Genomic DNA, 15564 nt, shown 5'->3' with positions numbered 1-15564 from the left:
CACCCTGATTAGACGACTTACTCGACAAACATCAAAAACCAACAACTCCGCCCCGACCCCCTACGCGATATCGTCCAGCGAGACGGCGCTCCCGCGGTCGACCGTAATCCACGAGGTGGTCAACTCCTCCGACTTCGGGGAGAAGACCGTCAGTTCGGTCGGGTTCTCCGGGTCGTCGTAGATGCATTCGAGGTCGAACACGGGTGCGTCCGCCAGTTCGCCGGAACTGTGGGGTGCGGCCGTACTCATCAGATGGAGACGTCCGTCTTGCAACTCGCACACAGCGCGTCGCCGACCGCCTCCGTCGGGACCGTGGTCCCGCATCGAGGGCACCGAGAACGGGTGCGCGAGTACTCCGTGTACGGTGCAATCCGCGAATTCTCGTTGGATTCGCTCATACACGACCAAATACGACACGGGTACAAGAAGTTTTGGATATTGTGAGTGTGATTCCTCATATTCGGGCCCGAATGTCACGCCAATACCGATTGTGATTCGCACTACTCAACGTCAGGAGCTAATCGATACCCGAGTGGGAAGTCTGGAATGGGGGTTCGGGGCGGTTCCCGAGACCGTCGCCGACGGGACACCGTCCCGGTTTCGAAACGCTCAGTCGCTCCCGTCACTCAAACTGTCAAGACGTTCGAATAAACGAGAGACTACCCCGTTAGCTTCGGCGACTTACTCGCTTTTCTGACAGTTAAGGAATAGCGTCTCGCGTGAAATGTCGTGTGTCGTGAACTGTTGCGAGAAAATCGGTCAAGAGGCCACCAGTATCGGAATCAGAGACAGAATAACCGTCTACACCGTCAGGTAAACTGACAGCCCGCGCGCGAAACTATTGAAACTATCTCGTCACCTTTTGCCGGCGGCGTCGGTAGATTGTCATTGCAGATACATGAGCACACGAACACGTATCGCCGGCGTCCTCGTCGTCGTCGCTCTCGTCGCGGCGGCGGCGACGGGGACCGGACTGGCGGCGGTCGACACACAGCAGGCACAGGTAGAACAACCGACCCAGACACAGACACAAACGCAGACGCAGACACAGACGCAGTACTGTACGTATCCGAGCAACGGGACCTACGAGTCGTTCGGGGTGAGCAACCTCTCCGCCCCGTCCGACGTCGAACCCGGCGAGGAAGTGACGGTGTCGGCGGACATCACCAACCCGAACGACGTGCCGATGATTCAGTGCGTCGAGTTCCGGCTCGAAGGCGACGTGGTCGTCCGAACCGGCTGGGCGCTGAACCCGAACGAGACGGAGACCATCGCGTTCGACGTCAACACGACGGGTCTCGAAGACGGGACGTACATCCACGGTATCGAGACGCGCGACTTCGGCGAGCTGACGACGCTCACCGTGGGCGAACAGCCCGAACCCGAGGAGCCGAACGCGACGCTCCAGTTCGACGACCAGGAGTCCGACGGCAGTAACGTGACCGTCGCGAGCGCGAACCTCTCCGAAGGTGGCTACATCGCCATCCTCGACGAGAACGGCTCGGTCATCGGCGCAACCGACTACCTCGAATCCGGTCCGCAGGAGAACGTCACCGTGCCGCTTCTCGAACCGCTGAACGAGAGCGCCAACCTGACCGCGCAGGCGCATCTCGACACCAACGACAACCAGACGCTCGACTTCCTCACGTCTAACGGAACCGAAGACGGTCCGTACACGATGAACGGCACGCCCGTCACCGACGACGCAGTCGTGACTGTCGGTGAGGAACCGACGACGGAGGAACCGACTACTGACGAACCGGAGACAACGACGACCGACGAGCCAGAGACCACGACTACTGACGAACCAGAGACCACGACTACTGACGAACCGGAGACAACGACCACTGACGACGAGACAACGACCACTGACGACGAAACGACTACTGACGAACCGATGAGTGAGACTCCGCCACCGACGGAGACGCCCATCCACAACGAAACGGAGAACTGAGCCGCCGACTACCGGCCGACTCGGACCCACCACCGGGTCGGCTCGGAGCTATTTTTGACGGCGAGCGCCGGCCCGACCGGCCGACCGAACTCAGCGACCGAGCGCCGCGAGCAGGCCGTCGGGAACGCTGAGGAAGCCGAACCATATCAAAAGCACCACGAGCGCGGTGTACCCGATGGAGATGGCGAAGTCCTTGGCGAATCGCCGGCGGGTGTACGGGTGTGATTCGGCCGATACCGCGTCGACCGCGCCCTTGTGGAGCAACACGAACCCGACCACGTTCGTCAGCCAGTAGCCCGCGACGACCCCCGGGAGAAACCAGCTTCGGGAGATGAGGCTCACCGCGACGCCGAACGCGTAGGCCAGCGGGAGGTTGACCACGAGGTCGTTCCACCACGAAAGCGGAGACAGAATGAACCCGATGGCGGCCAGAATCCCACCTTTCACGCGCCGCCGTTCCATCCCACTAGATGGACGGCCAGTAACATCAGTATTGTGAGCAGATAACACACCGCGTGCTGGGAATCATGCCGGGGCGCGTCAGTCCGTCGCCTCGCGTCCGTCGCCGACGAGCGTGTCAACGAGCGTCGTGAGGTCGGGGACGGTGAGGTCGGGTTCCGGCCCGAACGGTTCCCACGGCGAGTCCTTGCGGTCGACCCAGACGCCCTGCATTCCGGCGTGTTGCGCCCCCATCACGTCGAACCAGCCGGCGGTCGAGTGGGCGATTTCGTCGATGGGCGTCCCGGTTCGGGCGGCCGCGTGGCGGTAGAGCTCCGCGTCGGGTTTGAACACCCCGACCTCGTCGGCGCTGACGACGCCGTCGAGGAGGTCGCGGATGTCGGCGTGGTCGACCATCGAATCGAGCATCTCGGGGTTCCCGTTGGAGACGACGTAGCAGTCGTAGCCGGCGTCGCGGAGGCGGCCGACCGCGTCGCGCACGTCGTCGAACACGTCGAGTTCGTGATAGACCGAGAGGATCTCGTCGCGCTCGCTCGCCGGGACCGACACGTCGTGGGCGTCCAGCGCGTACTGGAGCGCCGCGCGGTTGACCTCGTAGAAGGGCTCGTACTCGTCGATTTGGTTGCCGACGAACGTGTATTCGAGCGACCGCGACCGCCACAGCTTCGAGACGGGTTCGGGGTCGGCGACGCGCTCGGCGAGCGCCTTCTCGGCGGCGTCGACGTCGACGAGGGTGCTGTACGAGTCGAACGTGACCGTCGAGACGCGGTCGGGGTCGAACGACATACGCGGCCCTACGGCGGCGCGGGTGTTAACGATACGGCGGTCGCGCGGACGCGACGGGAAAAAAGACCGAAAGAATGGGTCGGCGCTCCTGACGAGCGCGGCGGCGGGTCGGCGTCCTCAGCGCTCACCCCCGTCTTCCCAGAGGGTCACGAGGATGACCACGTCCTGCATGTCGAAGGCCGGACTGTCCGTGTCGGTCGTTCCGAGTTCGAACAGGAAGATGGCCTGGTTGTCGGCGAGGTCCATGGTGCGCCCGTCGTCGCTGATGTAGGGGGCGACGAACTCGGCGGCGTCGTCCTGTCCGTTGTAGCCCCGTATCCTCGGGACCCGGTCGCCGTCGCGGAGGACTGCGACCTGTCGGTGGTCGACCGACGAGTCGGCCGTGACGTAGCCGTCGGTGGCGGCGACGATGGAGAGCGTGTCACCGGAGTCGCCAGTCACGCTGAACGAGTGGGACCGGCGGTCGTTCACGTTGTCCCAGTCCGCGGAGTGGTGCGACTCGCCGTCGACGACGAAGGTGACGGAGACGGGGACATCGTGCCACCCGTCCGAGATGGCGCTCCCGAGCAGTTTGAACTCCCCCGTGAAGTCGTCCGACGGGACGACCTCGCCGTCGTCGATGCTGAAGTCGTCTTCGGGCTCCGGCGTCGACGGGGTGGTGTTTCTGACCTCGTAGGTCTCGCCCGTCCCGCGGACTTCCAGCGGGAGGGTGACCGTCGCGCCGGGGCCGGACGCCCCGTCGAGGGTGACGGTGACCGAGTCGTGTTCGATATCGGTCACGTCGTCGGGCGCGGTGTACGTGAAGCTCGCGCGGCCGGACTCGTCGGTGACGGCGGTCGCCCCGGCGGTCGGGGCGACGGTGCCGCCGAGCGGGGTCGACGGGCTGACGGTCAGCGTCGCGCCCGCGGCGGGCGCGCCGTAGCGGTCGAACGCGCGGACAGTGAGCGTCTCGCGGCCGCCCGAGGGGACCGCGGCGTCCTCGCCTTCGACCGCGATGGCGTAGGCGGCGGGGTCGGGTTCGACGGCCTCGCCGACGCCGAGGCGGGCGACGCGGAAGTCGTAGCGGACGCCCGCGTCGAGTTCGATAGTGACGACCGCGTGGTCGCCGCTGGCGACGTGGGAGACGACCCGCGCGTGGGGTTCCTCGGCCATGAGGCCGACCCACGCGTCCTCCGAGAGGTAGGTCGGCACCGAGATGCGAACCGGGTCGGTGGCGTTGTACACCGGGAGCGACTCCGAGCGCACGGAGATGGGCGCGAGCGCCACGGTGTCGCCGGCGGTCGTGTGGCCGTCGAGGTCGCCCTCGAAGAACACGAGCGTGACGGTCGTGCCGCGGACGAGCGACTGGCGGTGGACGACGGGGTTCCCGTCGGTTTCGAGGTACGAGACGCCGCTTTCGAGAACCATCCGCGCCTGGTCGCGCTCGGCGTAGTTGGCCTCGTAGACGATGGCACCGGTCTCGTAGGTGCGGGTCGTGCCGTCCCAGAACACCGCTTCGGGACCGACCGCGGAGACGCCCGTGACCGTCACGGCGTCCGCGCCGTCGACCCGGAAGGTCCCGGCGCTGTCGGGCGGCGAGACCACGAGGTACCGCTCGGGGTACGACACGTCCGAGTCGACCGCGACGCGACTGCCGGACTCGGCGCCGGAGGCGCGGAAGACCTGCGAGTCGAGCGACGCGAGGTCGGTCGAGACGCTGGCGCTGTGGTCGGCCTCGTCGCCGGCGGTCCAGACGGGCGTGCCCGCGAGTTGGACCACCGCGATGACCGACACGACCAGCCCGAACGCGAAGACCAACCCGAGGATTTCCGAGACGCCGCGGGAGTCGAGAGAGAGGCGAGACACGGCTCAGACCTCCTTCTCGGGCGCGTTCAGTTCGGGCGTGTCCTCGTCTTCGATAGAGGAGTCGGGCAGGTAGATGCGGACCGCCGCGGTGATCGTCACGTCGTCCTCGGCGGAGATGGCGGCCTCGCGGCCGCTGACCATCCCGCCGTCGGAGGTTATCACCACGTCCGTCTTGGTCGAGGCGATGTTCGCGCCGACGACGAAGACGTTGCCCTCGGCGTCGACGACGATGTCGCCGTCGCCGAGCATGACCACGCCGTTGAGGTTGACTCCGCCGCGCGCGGAGACGACGTCGAGCGCGCCGTTGTCCTTGACCCCCGAGAGGCCGGCCCCGGCGAGGTCGACGCCGTCCGTGCCGTCGATGCGGATGTCGCCCTTCCCGCTGATGTCGGCGCTCCGGGCGCTGACGAAGCCGTCCGTCGAGACGATGCGGAGGCTGTTGCTGTCCTGTGCGACCGTCACCCCGGCGTTGTCGAGGTCGACGTCGCCGCCGGCCTCGATGGAGAGGCCGGCTTTGCTTCCCTGCGTGACCGACGCGCCCGAGAGGTCGATTTCGTCGCCCGCGGTCACGGTGATGTCCTTCCCCGACACCGAGGTGACGCTGACGCCGACCGCGGCCAGCGAGCCGCTTCCGGCGTCGACGTCGACCCGGCTGTTCGATCCGGTGGCGACGACGTCGACGTGGAGCGAGACCCCGTCGCCCGCGAGGGTGATGTCGCGGTCGGAGACGATGGTCCCGGTGCTCGGCGGGACGACGAGCCGGTCGGTACCGGCGTCGTATTTCACGTCGCCGCCCGTGCCGGTGTCGTTGACGCGGTAGTCCGCGCCGTCGAACTCGCCGTTGCCGTCCACGTCGGCGTAGACGAAGCCGGGGTCGTCGACGGCGGCCACGAGCCCGCGGAGCGGGTCGGTGACGCCGCCCTCGCGGAGCTGTACGTCGAAGGTCACGCGGTCGACGGTCGCGCCCGCGGCGTCCTCGACGACCACGTCGAACTCGTCGTTGACGACGCCGTCGATGCTCCCGGTCGCGGTGTAGACGAACGTCGCGCGGCCGTCCGAATCGGTGACGGTCGAGACGGTGTCGGTGTCGCGCGCGACGACCCGCCCGCTTTCGGCGGTCAGGCCGGGGCTGGCCTTGACGACCGCGTTGGGGACGGGGTTGTTCTGCGCGTCGCGGACCTCGACGACGGCGCGGTGGCTCGAACCGGGCGGGACGACGGCGTTGTCGCCCTCGACGTCGACGATGTAGGCGGGCGCTTGGAGCGCGCCGGGGGTGTCGATGCCGACCCGCGAGAGACGCAGGTCGTAGGTCTTGCCGGGCGCGAGTTCGACCGTCAGCGTGTTGTAGTCGGTGCCGGTCGCGTAGGCGATAGAGCGGACGTTGGGTTCGTCGGCCAGCAGGTCGCGCCACGTGTCTTCGGAGAGCCGAGTGGGGACCGAGATGGTGATGGGCGTGCCCGCGTCGGTGACCGTGATGTAGTCGGTGCCGGCGCTCAGGGGGACGACGCCGAAGGTGGTCGCCTCGCTCGTCGCGGTGTCGATGTCGCCTTCGAGGAAGACGAGAGAGACCTTGGTGCCGTCGACGAGCGACTGGGTCGCGCCGACCTCGCTCCCCGCGTAGGCGGTGTACTGCGCGGTCCCCTCGTGGACGAGCGAGGGCTCGCTCTGGAGGTACCGGTAGTCGGGGCGGTAGACGAACTGCTGGGTGTCGAACGCGTGTTCGGAGCCGTCCCAGTAGGTGCCGGTCTCGCCGGTCGCGACCGCCCCGGAGATGCGGGCCGTCGCGGGGTCGGTCGTCCGGAGGCTTCCGGAGCCGGCGGCGGGCGAGACGAACAGCGCGCGGGTCGGGTAGTCGACGCCGGCGTCGAGGGTCGCGCGGGTCTGCCGGCCGTCGACGGCCTTCGCAACGCTCTCGTCGAACGCGGCGAAGTCGGTCTCGGCGGCCGTGAGGTGTTCGAACTCGGTCTGTTGGTTCCACGCGGGGACCGCCGAGACCTGCACCATCGCGACGAGCGAGACGACGAGCGCGAACGCGAGCATCGTGCCGAGGATGGCCGAGGCCCCGCGGCGGTCACCGCGGAGGTGCGAGCCGCGGCGGGCCGCGCCCGCGACGAGCCCGCGCAGTACGTGCCTGAGGGGCGATTGTGTGTATTGGGTGTTGTTGGGAGTGTTGTGAGTCATGGCCTTACACCAGTGCGAAGGCGACGAGCGCCAGCGCGGACAGTCCGAGGGCGTACTTCAGCCCGCTGAGGGCGCTGTTGTCGGCGAGTTTGCCGGCGAGGAGCCCGCTTCCGACCGCCTGAATCAGCGCGGAGTGGAAGAACACCACGTGGAAGTTCGCCAGCGGGACGGAGCCGATACCGATGGGGAGCGCCTGCCCGTTCGACGCCGTCGTGGGCGCGGTCATCTCGGCGAGCGGGGCGAGGTAGCTCGCGCCGAGCATCAGGATGACGAACAGGTAGACGAAGTACCCGATGACGACGATGGCGATGTACGAGCCCATCGCGCGACGGCGGGACTTCTCCAGTTTGTAGCGGTTGCGCGTGTCTTCGGCGGCGACGCTGAGGACGCGCGAGAGGTCGCCGCTGGTGCGGCCGCCGCTGGCGATGAGCCGGATGACCCGCGAGAGTTGCGGGACGTTGAGCCGGGTGGCGAACGCCATGAGCGCCGCGTGGGCGTCGTGGTTCCAGCGGATGTCGTTGCGGAGCGCGCGGAGTTCGTCCGCGAGCGCGCCGTTCGACCAGCGGGAGACGAGCGCGAGCGACTCGACCAGCGAGATGCCCATCTGGTTGGCGCTCGACAGCAGGTTCAGCGTGTCGGGGAAGCGCCGTTCGAGGGTGCGCTCGCGGCGGGTCCGAAGCTCGTGGAACACCGTCAGCGGGACCGCCACGATGGCGAACGGGAGGACCACGAACCAGACCGTCGTGTTGTACGGGTCGGCGAGCATGGCGTCGAGGCTCGGCGTCGCGAGGCCGAGCGCGTAGACGGCGACGACCGACAGGAGCGCGACGGGCACCGTGAAGGCCGCCGAGAGGTACGGCTGGCGGCGCATGATGTCGAGCGGGTCGCCGATGAGCGTCCGAAGCTCGTACACCGCGTTTTCGAGGCGGTAGTCGTCGAGTCGCTCGTCGACGAAGCCGCCGTCGGAGGCGATTCCGTCGCTTCCCCAGCGGGCCTCGCGGGCGCGCTGGACCTCGCGGCGCATCGCGCCGAGGAAGTCGACCGCGACCGTCCGAATCTCTTCGAGGACGGTCACGTCGTGTTTCGTCCGGACCGTGTCCTGGGTGTACGGCGAGGAGAGCACGTCCACGAGGAGTAAGAACAGCCCCATCCCGAGCGGGAAGATGAGGTAGTTCAGCGCGTACAGCTGGACGAGCGTGTCGCCGCCGAGGAAGCTGATGACCATCAGGGTGACGATGAGCAAGAGCGGCGCGGCGACGAACGCGGCGACGAACACCTCCGAGAGCATCGACAGCGTCTCGATGAAGTCCTCCTGTTCGTCGCGGGCCTCTTCGAGGTAGGTCGCGGACTCGCGGTCGAGGAAGGCGGTCACGTCGCCGCCGGAGTCGAGGACCGACAGCAAGTCGTCGAGGAACTGCTCGAAGTTGATCGAGGGCGTCAGGTTCCGGGAGTTGCGGAGCGCCGTGAACAGGTCGTTACCGAACAGGTCCATGTCGCGGGCGATCATCTCGAACTCGCGGGACACCTCGCCGTAGTCGGGCGCGTCGGCGACCGAGCGGATGACTTCGAGGAAGCTCATCCCGCCGTGGCTGAGCGCGTACATGTAGACGATGGCGTGCGGGAGCAGGATGTCGATGCTCCGGCCGCGCATCTCGGCGCGGCTCTTGGGGAGGTAGTACCGGGCGTAGTAGGTCCCGGCGGCCGCTAACCCGCCGACGAGGCCGACGAGGACCACGCCGAGGATGGGCACCTTGTAGGGGGTGAGCGGGGCGACGTACCGCGCCGCGATGCCGAGGCTAACGGGGCTCGACGCGTTCGCCAGCACGCCCGTGCGGGCGAGGACGAACGTGAGCGCGAGCCCGACGAGCGAGCCGAACGCCGCGGTGACGGCCGCCAGCTTAATCGACTGGGTGAGATACAGGTCGTAGGTCGTGCCCACGCGGGTCTGGTTCAGCCAGCGTTGGAGGTCGCGGTGGCCCGCCGGGTGGCGCTTGAAGTACGTGCGGACGTAGCCGTAGCGCTGGCGGAGTCGCTCGACCTCCTCGGGCGACTCGTCGAAGTGTTCGCGCGGGAAGTACTGCTCGACCTCGTAGTCGGGCAGGGGAACCGACGCCGACGAGTCAGCGGGCATCGTCGGCCTCCCGGTCGTCGTCGTCGGTCACGGATTCGGAGTCGTCGGTTTCGTCGGTTTCGTCGGTTTCGTCGGTTTCGTCGGCGTCCGAGGCGTCATCGGCCGGCGCGGGGCCGGCCTCCGCGACATCGTCGAACTCGACGGCGTCTGCGACGACAGCGGAATCGGCTTCCGCGTCGTCTGCGCCGGCATCAGCGTCGTCGCTTTCGGCGGCGGGCGCGGGTTCGGGGGCGGCCTCCGCCTCGGCGGAGTCGGGCGTTTCGTCGCCGTCAGCGTCGTCGTCTAACTCGATGTCGAACAGGTCCGCGAGGAGCCGCTCGGTCTCGGGCGAGACCTCGATTTCGTCGTCGTCGTGTTCGTCGGCCGGGGCGTCAGCCTCGTCGGCCGCGTCGTCGTCGTGTTCGTCGGCCTCGTCGTCGACGGAGACCAGCGAGGTCTCGGCGTAGACGTGCGCGAGGAGGCCCTCGCGGTCGCGCTCGAAGCGGCGAATCATCGCCGACACCGTCAGGTAGTCGTCGACGCCCGAGGCGGCGATGTACCGGAGCACGTCGGCGCGGATGTCGAGTTCGTACTTGAGGTCGGCCTTCGTCCAGCCGCGCTCGGCGGCGATTTCGTCGAGGACGACGGAGTCGCCGACGCGCTCGTGGGCGTCGTTTTCGGGGTTGCGCTTGAACACGTCGCGGAGTTCGACCTCGCCGTCGTCGTCGACGCCGGCGATTTCGGTGACGGCGATGTTCCGGCGGGTCCGGTCGCCGTCGAGGTGAATCTGCTTTTGGACCGAGATGATGTCGAGGTCCGAGAGCATCTGGGCGGGCACGCCGAGGGGCTCGTTGCGCATGCGGTGGACCACGCCCTCCGAGGAGTCGGCGTGGAACGTCGTGTACGCGGTGTGGCCCGTGGCGATGGAGTGGAAGAACGTCAGCGCGACGCGCTCTTCCGTGCGAATCTCGCCGACCAGCAGGTACTCGGGGCGCTGTCGGAGCGCGGCCTGCAGGAGCGCGTACATCGACACCTCGCCGCGGCCGTCGGCCGTGAACGTGTCGCGGGTGACCGACTGAATCCAGTTGTCGTGCGGGAGGGTGATTTCGCGGGTGTCCTCGATGGAGACGACCTTCGCGTGGCCGGGGACGAAGAAGGACACCGCGTTCATCGAGGTGGTCTTCCCGGAGCCCGTGCCGCCCGCGAAGATGAGAGAGCGGTTGTTCTCGATGGCGAGCCAGAAGTACGCCATCTGCTCGACGCTGAAGGTGTTCCAGCGCACGAGGTCGACCGGCGACAGCGGCACGTCCGAGAACTTCCGGATGGTGAAGTTCGACCCGCGGGTGGCGATGTCAGAGCCGAGGGTTAACTGGACGCGAGAGCCGTCCGGGAGGCTCGCGTCCACGAGCGGGTCGGAGACGGTGACCTGCTTGCCCGCGCGTTGCGCGAGGCGGATGGTGAACGACGAGAGGTCGCCGTCGTCGAAGACGACGTTCGTCGGCACGTCCCGGTAGACGCTGTGGAAGACGTAGACGGGCACGTCGTCGCCGTCACAGGAGATGTCTTCGATGCCGGGGTCGCGCATCACGGGGTCGATGCGGCCGAAGTGGATGAAGTCCCGAAGCAGGAAGTAAAACAGCTTCCAGAGCGACCCCTCTTCGACCGTCGCGGCGTGTTCGGAGATTATCTCGCGGGCCTCCTCGTCGAAGACGTCCTCGCGGTCGCCGTCGGCGTCGAGGTCGCGGTACAGCAGGCTGTTGCGCAGAATCTTCGTCAGGTCCTCGCGCACGAAGTCCTCGAAGGGGTCGAGGCGCGGCTCGCTCACGTGGTACCGGTGTTCGCGCTTCTCGTGGTCGTACAGGATGGAGACGAACGCGAAGGGCTTGTTCACCCAGTAGTGTTCGACGGCCTCGACGCCGTCGAGGAACGCGAAGTCGAAGAACTTGTCTTCGATGAACGCCTCGGAGGGCGCGGGCGCGAACGCCGTCTCGTCGTCGATGGCGGCGAAGAACGCCTTCACCTCGCGGAGGACGGCCTCCCGGAGCGTCTCCGGGCGGTCTTCGTCCGTCTCGTCTTCGACGAGGTCGTCGGCGGGGCCGTACTCGATGCGGTCCGACGCGGGGACCGGAAGCTCACTCGCGCGGGCGGCCATCGCCTGCGGACCGGTCGTGGGGACCAGTTCGGCGGTGCCACCGTCTGCTCGGAACGATTCTTCGCCATCGCGGCGGTCAGTCTGGGAGTTCTTGTCAGGAGACGCCATTCTCTGGAAATACTGAACGGTAGGAACGGCTGTAAGTATGGAGCGACTAGATGTTCGAAATCGGCAGGTTAGGCCGGGACTACCGCCGAATACAGGGATATAACTGGGTCGCGTTCGGCGGGGGAGTTAGACCGGAACGCTCCCGAGATGACCCGGCGAGGGCTGACAACCGACTGAGAGTACTGCCCCTCGCGGCCGGCGTCCCCGGCCGACGCGTCGGCGAGAAACGGCGACATTCAGCGGAATTGGAGTGTTAACAATAGACATAGGCCGTCTGCCGGCGGAATTCGCCCCTTCAGCCCCGTCGTGGCCTTGCGATTTCGGTCCTTCCTAGCGGGTGGAAACGGGACGAACCTTCAAGAGACGAGGCGTTGTATGTAAGGATGTATTATGGATATTGCTGATATCGCCACTCCTGATTTCATCGAGGTCGACGTTGACGAGCGATTAGGCAAAGTCCGCTCCATCTTCGAGCGGGAAAACCCTAAGGGCATCATCGTTCAGGACGACGGCGAGTACGCGGGCGTCATCGGTGAGAAACAGCTCATCAACTCGCACGTCGAAGACAACACCAAAGCGGCCGCGCTGACGAAGGCCGTCCCCAAGATAGACCGTCACGAGAACGTGCGCGAGGTCGCGCGCATGCTCGTCGAGGGCGACACGAAGGTCGCGCCGGTCTACGAGGGCGAAAAACAGTACGGCATCATCACGCAGGACGCCATCCTCGAAGCCGTCCTCGACAACCTCGACGCGCTGACCGTCGAGCAGATTTACACCGACGACGTGGTCACCGTCGGCGAGCGCGACCACCTCGGGCAGGCCATCAACCGCCTCCGCGAACACGGCGTCTCGCGGTTGCCGGTCGTCAACGACGAGGGCCGCCTCGAAGGTATCCTGACCACCTACGACCTCGTCGAGTTCATGGTGCGCGACGAGGGTCGGCAGGGCAAACAGGACCGCCGCGGCGACACCGACCGGATGCTCGACCTCCCGGTCTACGACCTGATGACCAGCCCGGCGCGCACGGCGACGCCCGAAGAGAGCGTGCGCGACGCGGTCGCGCGCATGCTGGAACACAACATCGCCGGGCTGGTCGTCACGCCCGCCGACGACGACGGCGAGGTCCTCGGCGTGGTGACCAAGACCGACGTGCTCCGCGCGCTCACCTACACCGAAGAAGAGCAGATGGACGTGCAGGTCACGAACATCGGCCTCCTCGAAACGCTGAGCCGCGCCGACATCAACTCGGCTATCACCGAGGTCGCGGACAAGTACCAGCGGATGAGCGTGCTTCACGCTCACGTCCGCTTCCACGAGCACAAGGAGAAACTCCGCGGCACGCCGCTCATCCAGTGCCAGATTCGGCTCCGCACGAGCCACGGCCAACTGGCCGGAAGCGGCGAGGGCTACGGCGCCGAACACGCGTTCCACGTCGCCCTCGACAAGCTCGAACGCAACGTGCTCGAAGTCAAGGGCTTCGAGGCCGACGAGCGCTACCGCGGCCAGCTCCTCCGGAAGCTCAACGACCTGTAACGCAGTCGCCCGGGGCTCACCGGCGCGCCCGAGAGGAAACACGAACTGAAGACAGGAGCGGGATTCGGCCGGGCCGTCCGCCCGGCCGCGTCGACCTTTTTCTACACGTCCGCCGCGGAGAGCCCGCGGTCCGTTATCTTGAACGTCGCCGTCTCCCCGGCGGGTTTCGCGCGGTGTTTCTCCAGCGTCGCCCGGCGGTTGCCGCCGCGGAAGCGGTCGAGGCGGACGACGGTGCCGGTCCAGTGTTCGAGGGTGTGGCCGCCGAGCGCGCGCGTCCGGTCGGTGTCGGGGTCGGCGTACACCTGGTTCGTCAGGACGACCGCGAGGTCGTGTTTGCGCGCGAGCGACAGCAGGTGCGTGACCTGCCGTGCCACCCGGCGAAGCGCCTCGCCGCCGTCGCCCTCGGCGGTCCGTTCCAGCCGGTAGAAGCCGGTCGCCGAATCGAGGACGATGAGGTCGGCGCTGGCGGCGAACTCCTCGGCGTCGCGGACGGCCTGTTCTTGGTCCTCGAAGTCGTACGCCTCGCTTATCATCAGCCGCGAGGTCACAGACTCCACGTCCTCGGGGGCGACCGCCTCCGCGAGTTGCTGGAAGCGGTCGACCGACAGGCCCTCGGTGTCGATGTAGACGACGGTGCCGCCCGCGGCGGCGACCCGGACCGCCGCCGAGAGCGCGACGTTCGTCTTGCCGGCCGCGGAGGGACCGTACACCTGCGTGACGGTGCCGCGTTCGAACCCGCCGTCGAGGAGGTCGTCGAGCGCGTCACAGCCGGTGGAGACTGACTCTGTCACGTCAGGTGGTGGGCGCCACCGGCCGAAAAAGACCCCGGTCGCCGCGGACGGCCTCGGACGCACTCGCGGTCGCGCGACCGCCCGCCGCCTCGACGCCGACCCGCGGCCGCCACGGCGACTCGCGCACGACGCTTTATTCGTCGCCGCCGCCAAGGGACCCCCGTGATAGTCGTCGCCACCGCCGATTTCGACCTCTACCACGAGGCCGTGTCCGAACTGCGGAGCCGAGGAGTCGCCTTTACGACCGTCGAGCCGGGCGACCCCCTGCCCGAACGGGCGGAGGTCCTCCTCACCGGCCCCGACGACGACCTCGGCGGCACGGGCTCCGACGGGAACGTGACCCGCGTGACCGCGACGGGCGACGACGTGCGCCGCGCCGTCGACGAGGCGCTCGCGAGCCTCCGCGGCGACGGCGGACAGACCGTCGTCGGCGTCGACCCCGGAACCAGACCGGGCGTCGCGGTCCTCTCCGGCGAGACGGTCGTCGCCGCGTTCCACGTCCCGCTTTCGGACGCCGTCGAGGTCATCCGAGAGGAGACCGACGACGCGGTCGACCCCGTGGTCCGCATCGGCGACGGCGCGCGCTTACAGGGCGCGAAGCTCATCAACGAACTCGACGGCGTCGCGGTCGAACTCGTCGACGAAACCGGGACGACGCCCTACCTCGGCACCGGAGCGCGCGGGATGGGCGACGTGCTCGCCGCGGTGAACATCGCTCGTCGGGACGGCGAGCGCATCGAGTCCCGCGAGATAGAACCGACCGAGGGCGAGCTCACGCGCATCAAGGCGCGCTCGCGGGAGGCGTCCGAGGACAACCGCACCATCGACGAGGCGCTCGCCCGGCGCGTCGCCGACGGCGAGCTGAGCATCGACGAGGCGCTGGACGAACACCGCTCGCGCGAGGAGTGAGTGTCGGCGGCGGCGGTTTCGACGCCGTTAACGGCCGCCTAACGTGGCGCTCCGCGACCGGCGGAGGGTGCCCGCGCTTCGAGTGGTCGGGCCGAAAAGAACGCTCGTAACGCGACTCTCGGTTTATGGGACGCGCCGTGCCCGAATCATACCTACGTTCCACCGACGCGTATCGCATGTCGCATGAGCACATCACGCAACCCTACGGTCGGGCGACGGACGTATCTGAAGGCACTCGGCGTCGGTGCGCTCTCGGTCGGCGCGTTCGCCGCGCCCGCGGCGGCGCACCGCGGGGCGCTCCAGCGCGAAATCGCGTCGGTCCGGGCGGCCACGTCGAAGTACGCCGACGTTCGGAAGGCCATCGAAGACGGCTACGTCCTCGAAAGTCCGTTCATCCCGGGCATGGGCTACCACTACGTGAACCACGACTACGTCATCGAGAACTACGACGACGAGGTCGACCTCACGAAACCCGCCGCGCTCGTCTACGGGAAAAACGAGGGCAACGGCAGGGAAACGCTCGTCCTCGGCGCGGCCGAGTACCTGTTCGACGAGATAGAGGCGTACGCCGGCCCGTTCCCGGACCTGTTCCACGGCGACGGCGACGACGGCATGTGGGGCTTCGCCGGCGGCCACTGGGGCCTCCACGCGTGGGTCCACGTGAACAACCCCGACGGGACGTTCGCGCCGTTCAACTCCCGACCACAGTTCAACGAGAAGTGACCTGACGGGGCGG

13 protein-coding genes are annotated in these 15564 nt (G+C 67.5%); 4 read left to right on the top strand and 9 right to left on the bottom strand.

Annotated features, from left to right (window positions below):
• Positions 1 to 60: 60 nt before the first annotated feature.
• Positions 61 to 249, bottom strand: a complete 189-nt coding sequence (locus C441_RS07335; RefSeq protein WP_004969718.1) for a DUF7511 domain-containing protein — start codon at positions 247 to 249, stop codon at positions 61 to 63.
• A complete protein-coding gene (locus C441_RS20115; RefSeq protein ID WP_188423066.1) occupies positions 249 to 398 on the bottom strand; it encodes a zinc finger domain-containing protein in 150 nt (49 codons plus the stop codon). The genes C441_RS07335 and C441_RS20115 overlap by 1 nt, the downstream gene beginning before the upstream one ends.
• Before the next feature lie 500 nt (positions 399 to 898).
• Here C441_RS20115 and C441_RS07325 point away from each other — a divergent pair, with 500 nt between their 5' ends.
• Positions 899 to 1954 carry a DUF7282 domain-containing protein gene (locus C441_RS07325; protein ID WP_007274541.1) on the top strand — a complete coding sequence of 352 codons (1056 nt, stop codon included), beginning with the start codon at positions 899 to 901 and terminating at the stop codon, positions 1952 to 1954.
• A gap of 90 nt (positions 1955 to 2044) precedes the next feature.
• On the opposite strand, the gene C441_RS07320 is transcribed toward C441_RS07325, so the two are convergent.
• The 6 genes from C441_RS07320 to C441_RS07295 form a co-directional block, all read right to left on the bottom strand.
• On the bottom strand, positions 2045 to 2416 hold the full coding sequence (locus C441_RS07320; protein ID WP_004969715.1) for a hypothetical protein: 372 nt from the start codon (positions 2414 to 2416) through the stop codon (positions 2045 to 2047).
• A gap of 78 nt (positions 2417 to 2494) precedes the next feature.
• On the bottom strand, positions 2495 to 3199 hold the full coding sequence (locus C441_RS07315; RefSeq protein ID WP_007274540.1) for a haloacid dehalogenase type II: 705 nt from the start codon (positions 3197 to 3199) through the stop codon (positions 2495 to 2497).
• A gap of 117 nt (positions 3200 to 3316) precedes the next feature.
• Positions 3317 to 5044, bottom strand: coding sequence for an Ig-like domain-containing protein (locus C441_RS07310; protein ID WP_007274539.1), 1728 nt, complete (start codon positions 5042 to 5044; stop codon positions 3317 to 3319).
• Positions 5045 to 5047: 3 nt separating this feature from the next.
• Complete coding sequence (locus C441_RS07305; protein WP_007274538.1) at positions 5048 to 7225, bottom strand: hypothetical protein; 2178 nt, start codon at positions 7223 to 7225, stop codon at positions 5048 to 5050.
• Positions 7226 to 7229: 4 nt separating this feature from the next.
• Positions 7230 to 9356 carry a type II secretion system F family protein gene (locus tag C441_RS07300; protein ID WP_007274537.1) on the bottom strand — a complete coding sequence of 709 codons (2127 nt, stop codon included), beginning with the start codon at positions 9354 to 9356 and terminating at the stop codon, positions 7230 to 7232.
• Positions 9346 to 11595, bottom strand: coding sequence for a type II/IV secretion system ATPase subunit (locus C441_RS07295; RefSeq protein WP_049920496.1), 2250 nt, complete (start codon positions 11593 to 11595; stop codon positions 9346 to 9348). The genes C441_RS07300 and C441_RS07295 overlap by 11 nt, the downstream gene beginning before the upstream one ends.
• 390 nt (positions 11596 to 11985) lie before the next feature.
• Here C441_RS07295 and C441_RS07290 point away from each other — a divergent pair, with 390 nt between their 5' ends.
• On the top strand, positions 11986 to 13128 hold the full coding sequence (locus tag C441_RS07290) for a CBS domain-containing protein (RefSeq protein ID WP_007274535.1): 1143 nt from the start codon (positions 11986 to 11988) through the stop codon (positions 13126 to 13128).
• 101 nt (positions 13129 to 13229) lie between these two features.
• Here the strand turns inward: C441_RS07290 and radB are convergent, their stop codons facing one another.
• The gene (radB, locus tag C441_RS07285) at positions 13230 to 13919 is read right to left on the bottom strand and encodes a DNA repair and recombination protein RadB (RefSeq protein WP_007274534.1); all 690 of its coding nucleotides are present in this window, start codon (positions 13917 to 13919) and stop codon (positions 13230 to 13232) included.
• A 162-nt stretch (positions 13920 to 14081) separates the two neighbouring features.
• On the opposite strand from radB, the gene C441_RS07280 reads away from it, so the two are divergent.
• Entirely contained in the window at positions 14082 to 14828 is a 747-nt protein-coding gene (locus C441_RS07280; protein ID WP_007274533.1) for a hypothetical protein, read from the top strand.
• A 183-nt stretch (positions 14829 to 15011) separates the two neighbouring features.
• Complete coding sequence (locus C441_RS07275; protein WP_007274532.1) at positions 15012 to 15551, top strand: hypothetical protein; 540 nt, start codon at positions 15012 to 15014, stop codon at positions 15549 to 15551.
• Positions 15552 to 15564: the final 13 nt, after the last annotated feature.

This window comes from Haloferax sulfurifontis ATCC BAA-897, assembly GCF_000337835.1.
Lineage (GTDB): Archaea > Halobacteriota > Halobacteria > Halobacteriales > Haloferacaceae > Haloferax > Haloferax denitrificans.
The sequence above is the reverse complement of the archived record's forward strand: the minus strand, read 5'-3'. Positions and strand labels throughout refer to the sequence as shown.

Coding starts and splice junctions, on each gene's coding strand:
- C441_RS07335 (WP_004969718.1), bottom strand. CDS start 249: ATGAGTACGGCCGCACCCCACAGTTCCGGCGAACTGGCGGACGCACCC.
- C441_RS20115 (WP_188423066.1), bottom strand. CDS start 398: ATGAGCGAATCCAACGAGAATTCGCGGATTGCACCGTACACGGAGTAC.
- C441_RS07325 (WP_007274541.1), top strand. CDS start 899: ATGAGCACACGAACACGTATCGCCGGCGTCCTCGTCGTCGTCGCTCTC.
- C441_RS07320 (WP_004969715.1), bottom strand. CDS start 2,416: ATGGAACGGCGGCGCGTGAAAGGTGGGATTCTGGCCGCCATCGGGTTC.
- C441_RS07315 (WP_007274540.1), bottom strand. CDS start 3,199: ATGTCGTTCGACCCCGACCGCGTCTCGACGGTCACGTTCGACTCGTAC.
- C441_RS07305 (WP_007274538.1), bottom strand. CDS start 7,225: ATGACTCACAACACTCCCAACAACACCCAATACACACAATCGCCCCTC.
- C441_RS07300 (WP_007274537.1), bottom strand. CDS start 9,356: ATGCCCGCTGACTCGTCGGCGTCGGTTCCCCTGCCCGACTACGAGGTC.
- C441_RS07295 (WP_049920496.1), bottom strand. CDS start 11,595: ATGGCGTCTCCTGACAAGAACTCCCAGACTGACCGCCGCGATGGCGAA.
- C441_RS07290 (WP_007274535.1), top strand. CDS start 11,986: ATGGATATTGCTGATATCGCCACTCCTGATTTCATCGAGGTCGACGTT.
- C441_RS07275 (WP_007274532.1), top strand. CDS start 15,012: ATGAGCACATCACGCAACCCTACGGTCGGGCGACGGACGTATCTGAAG.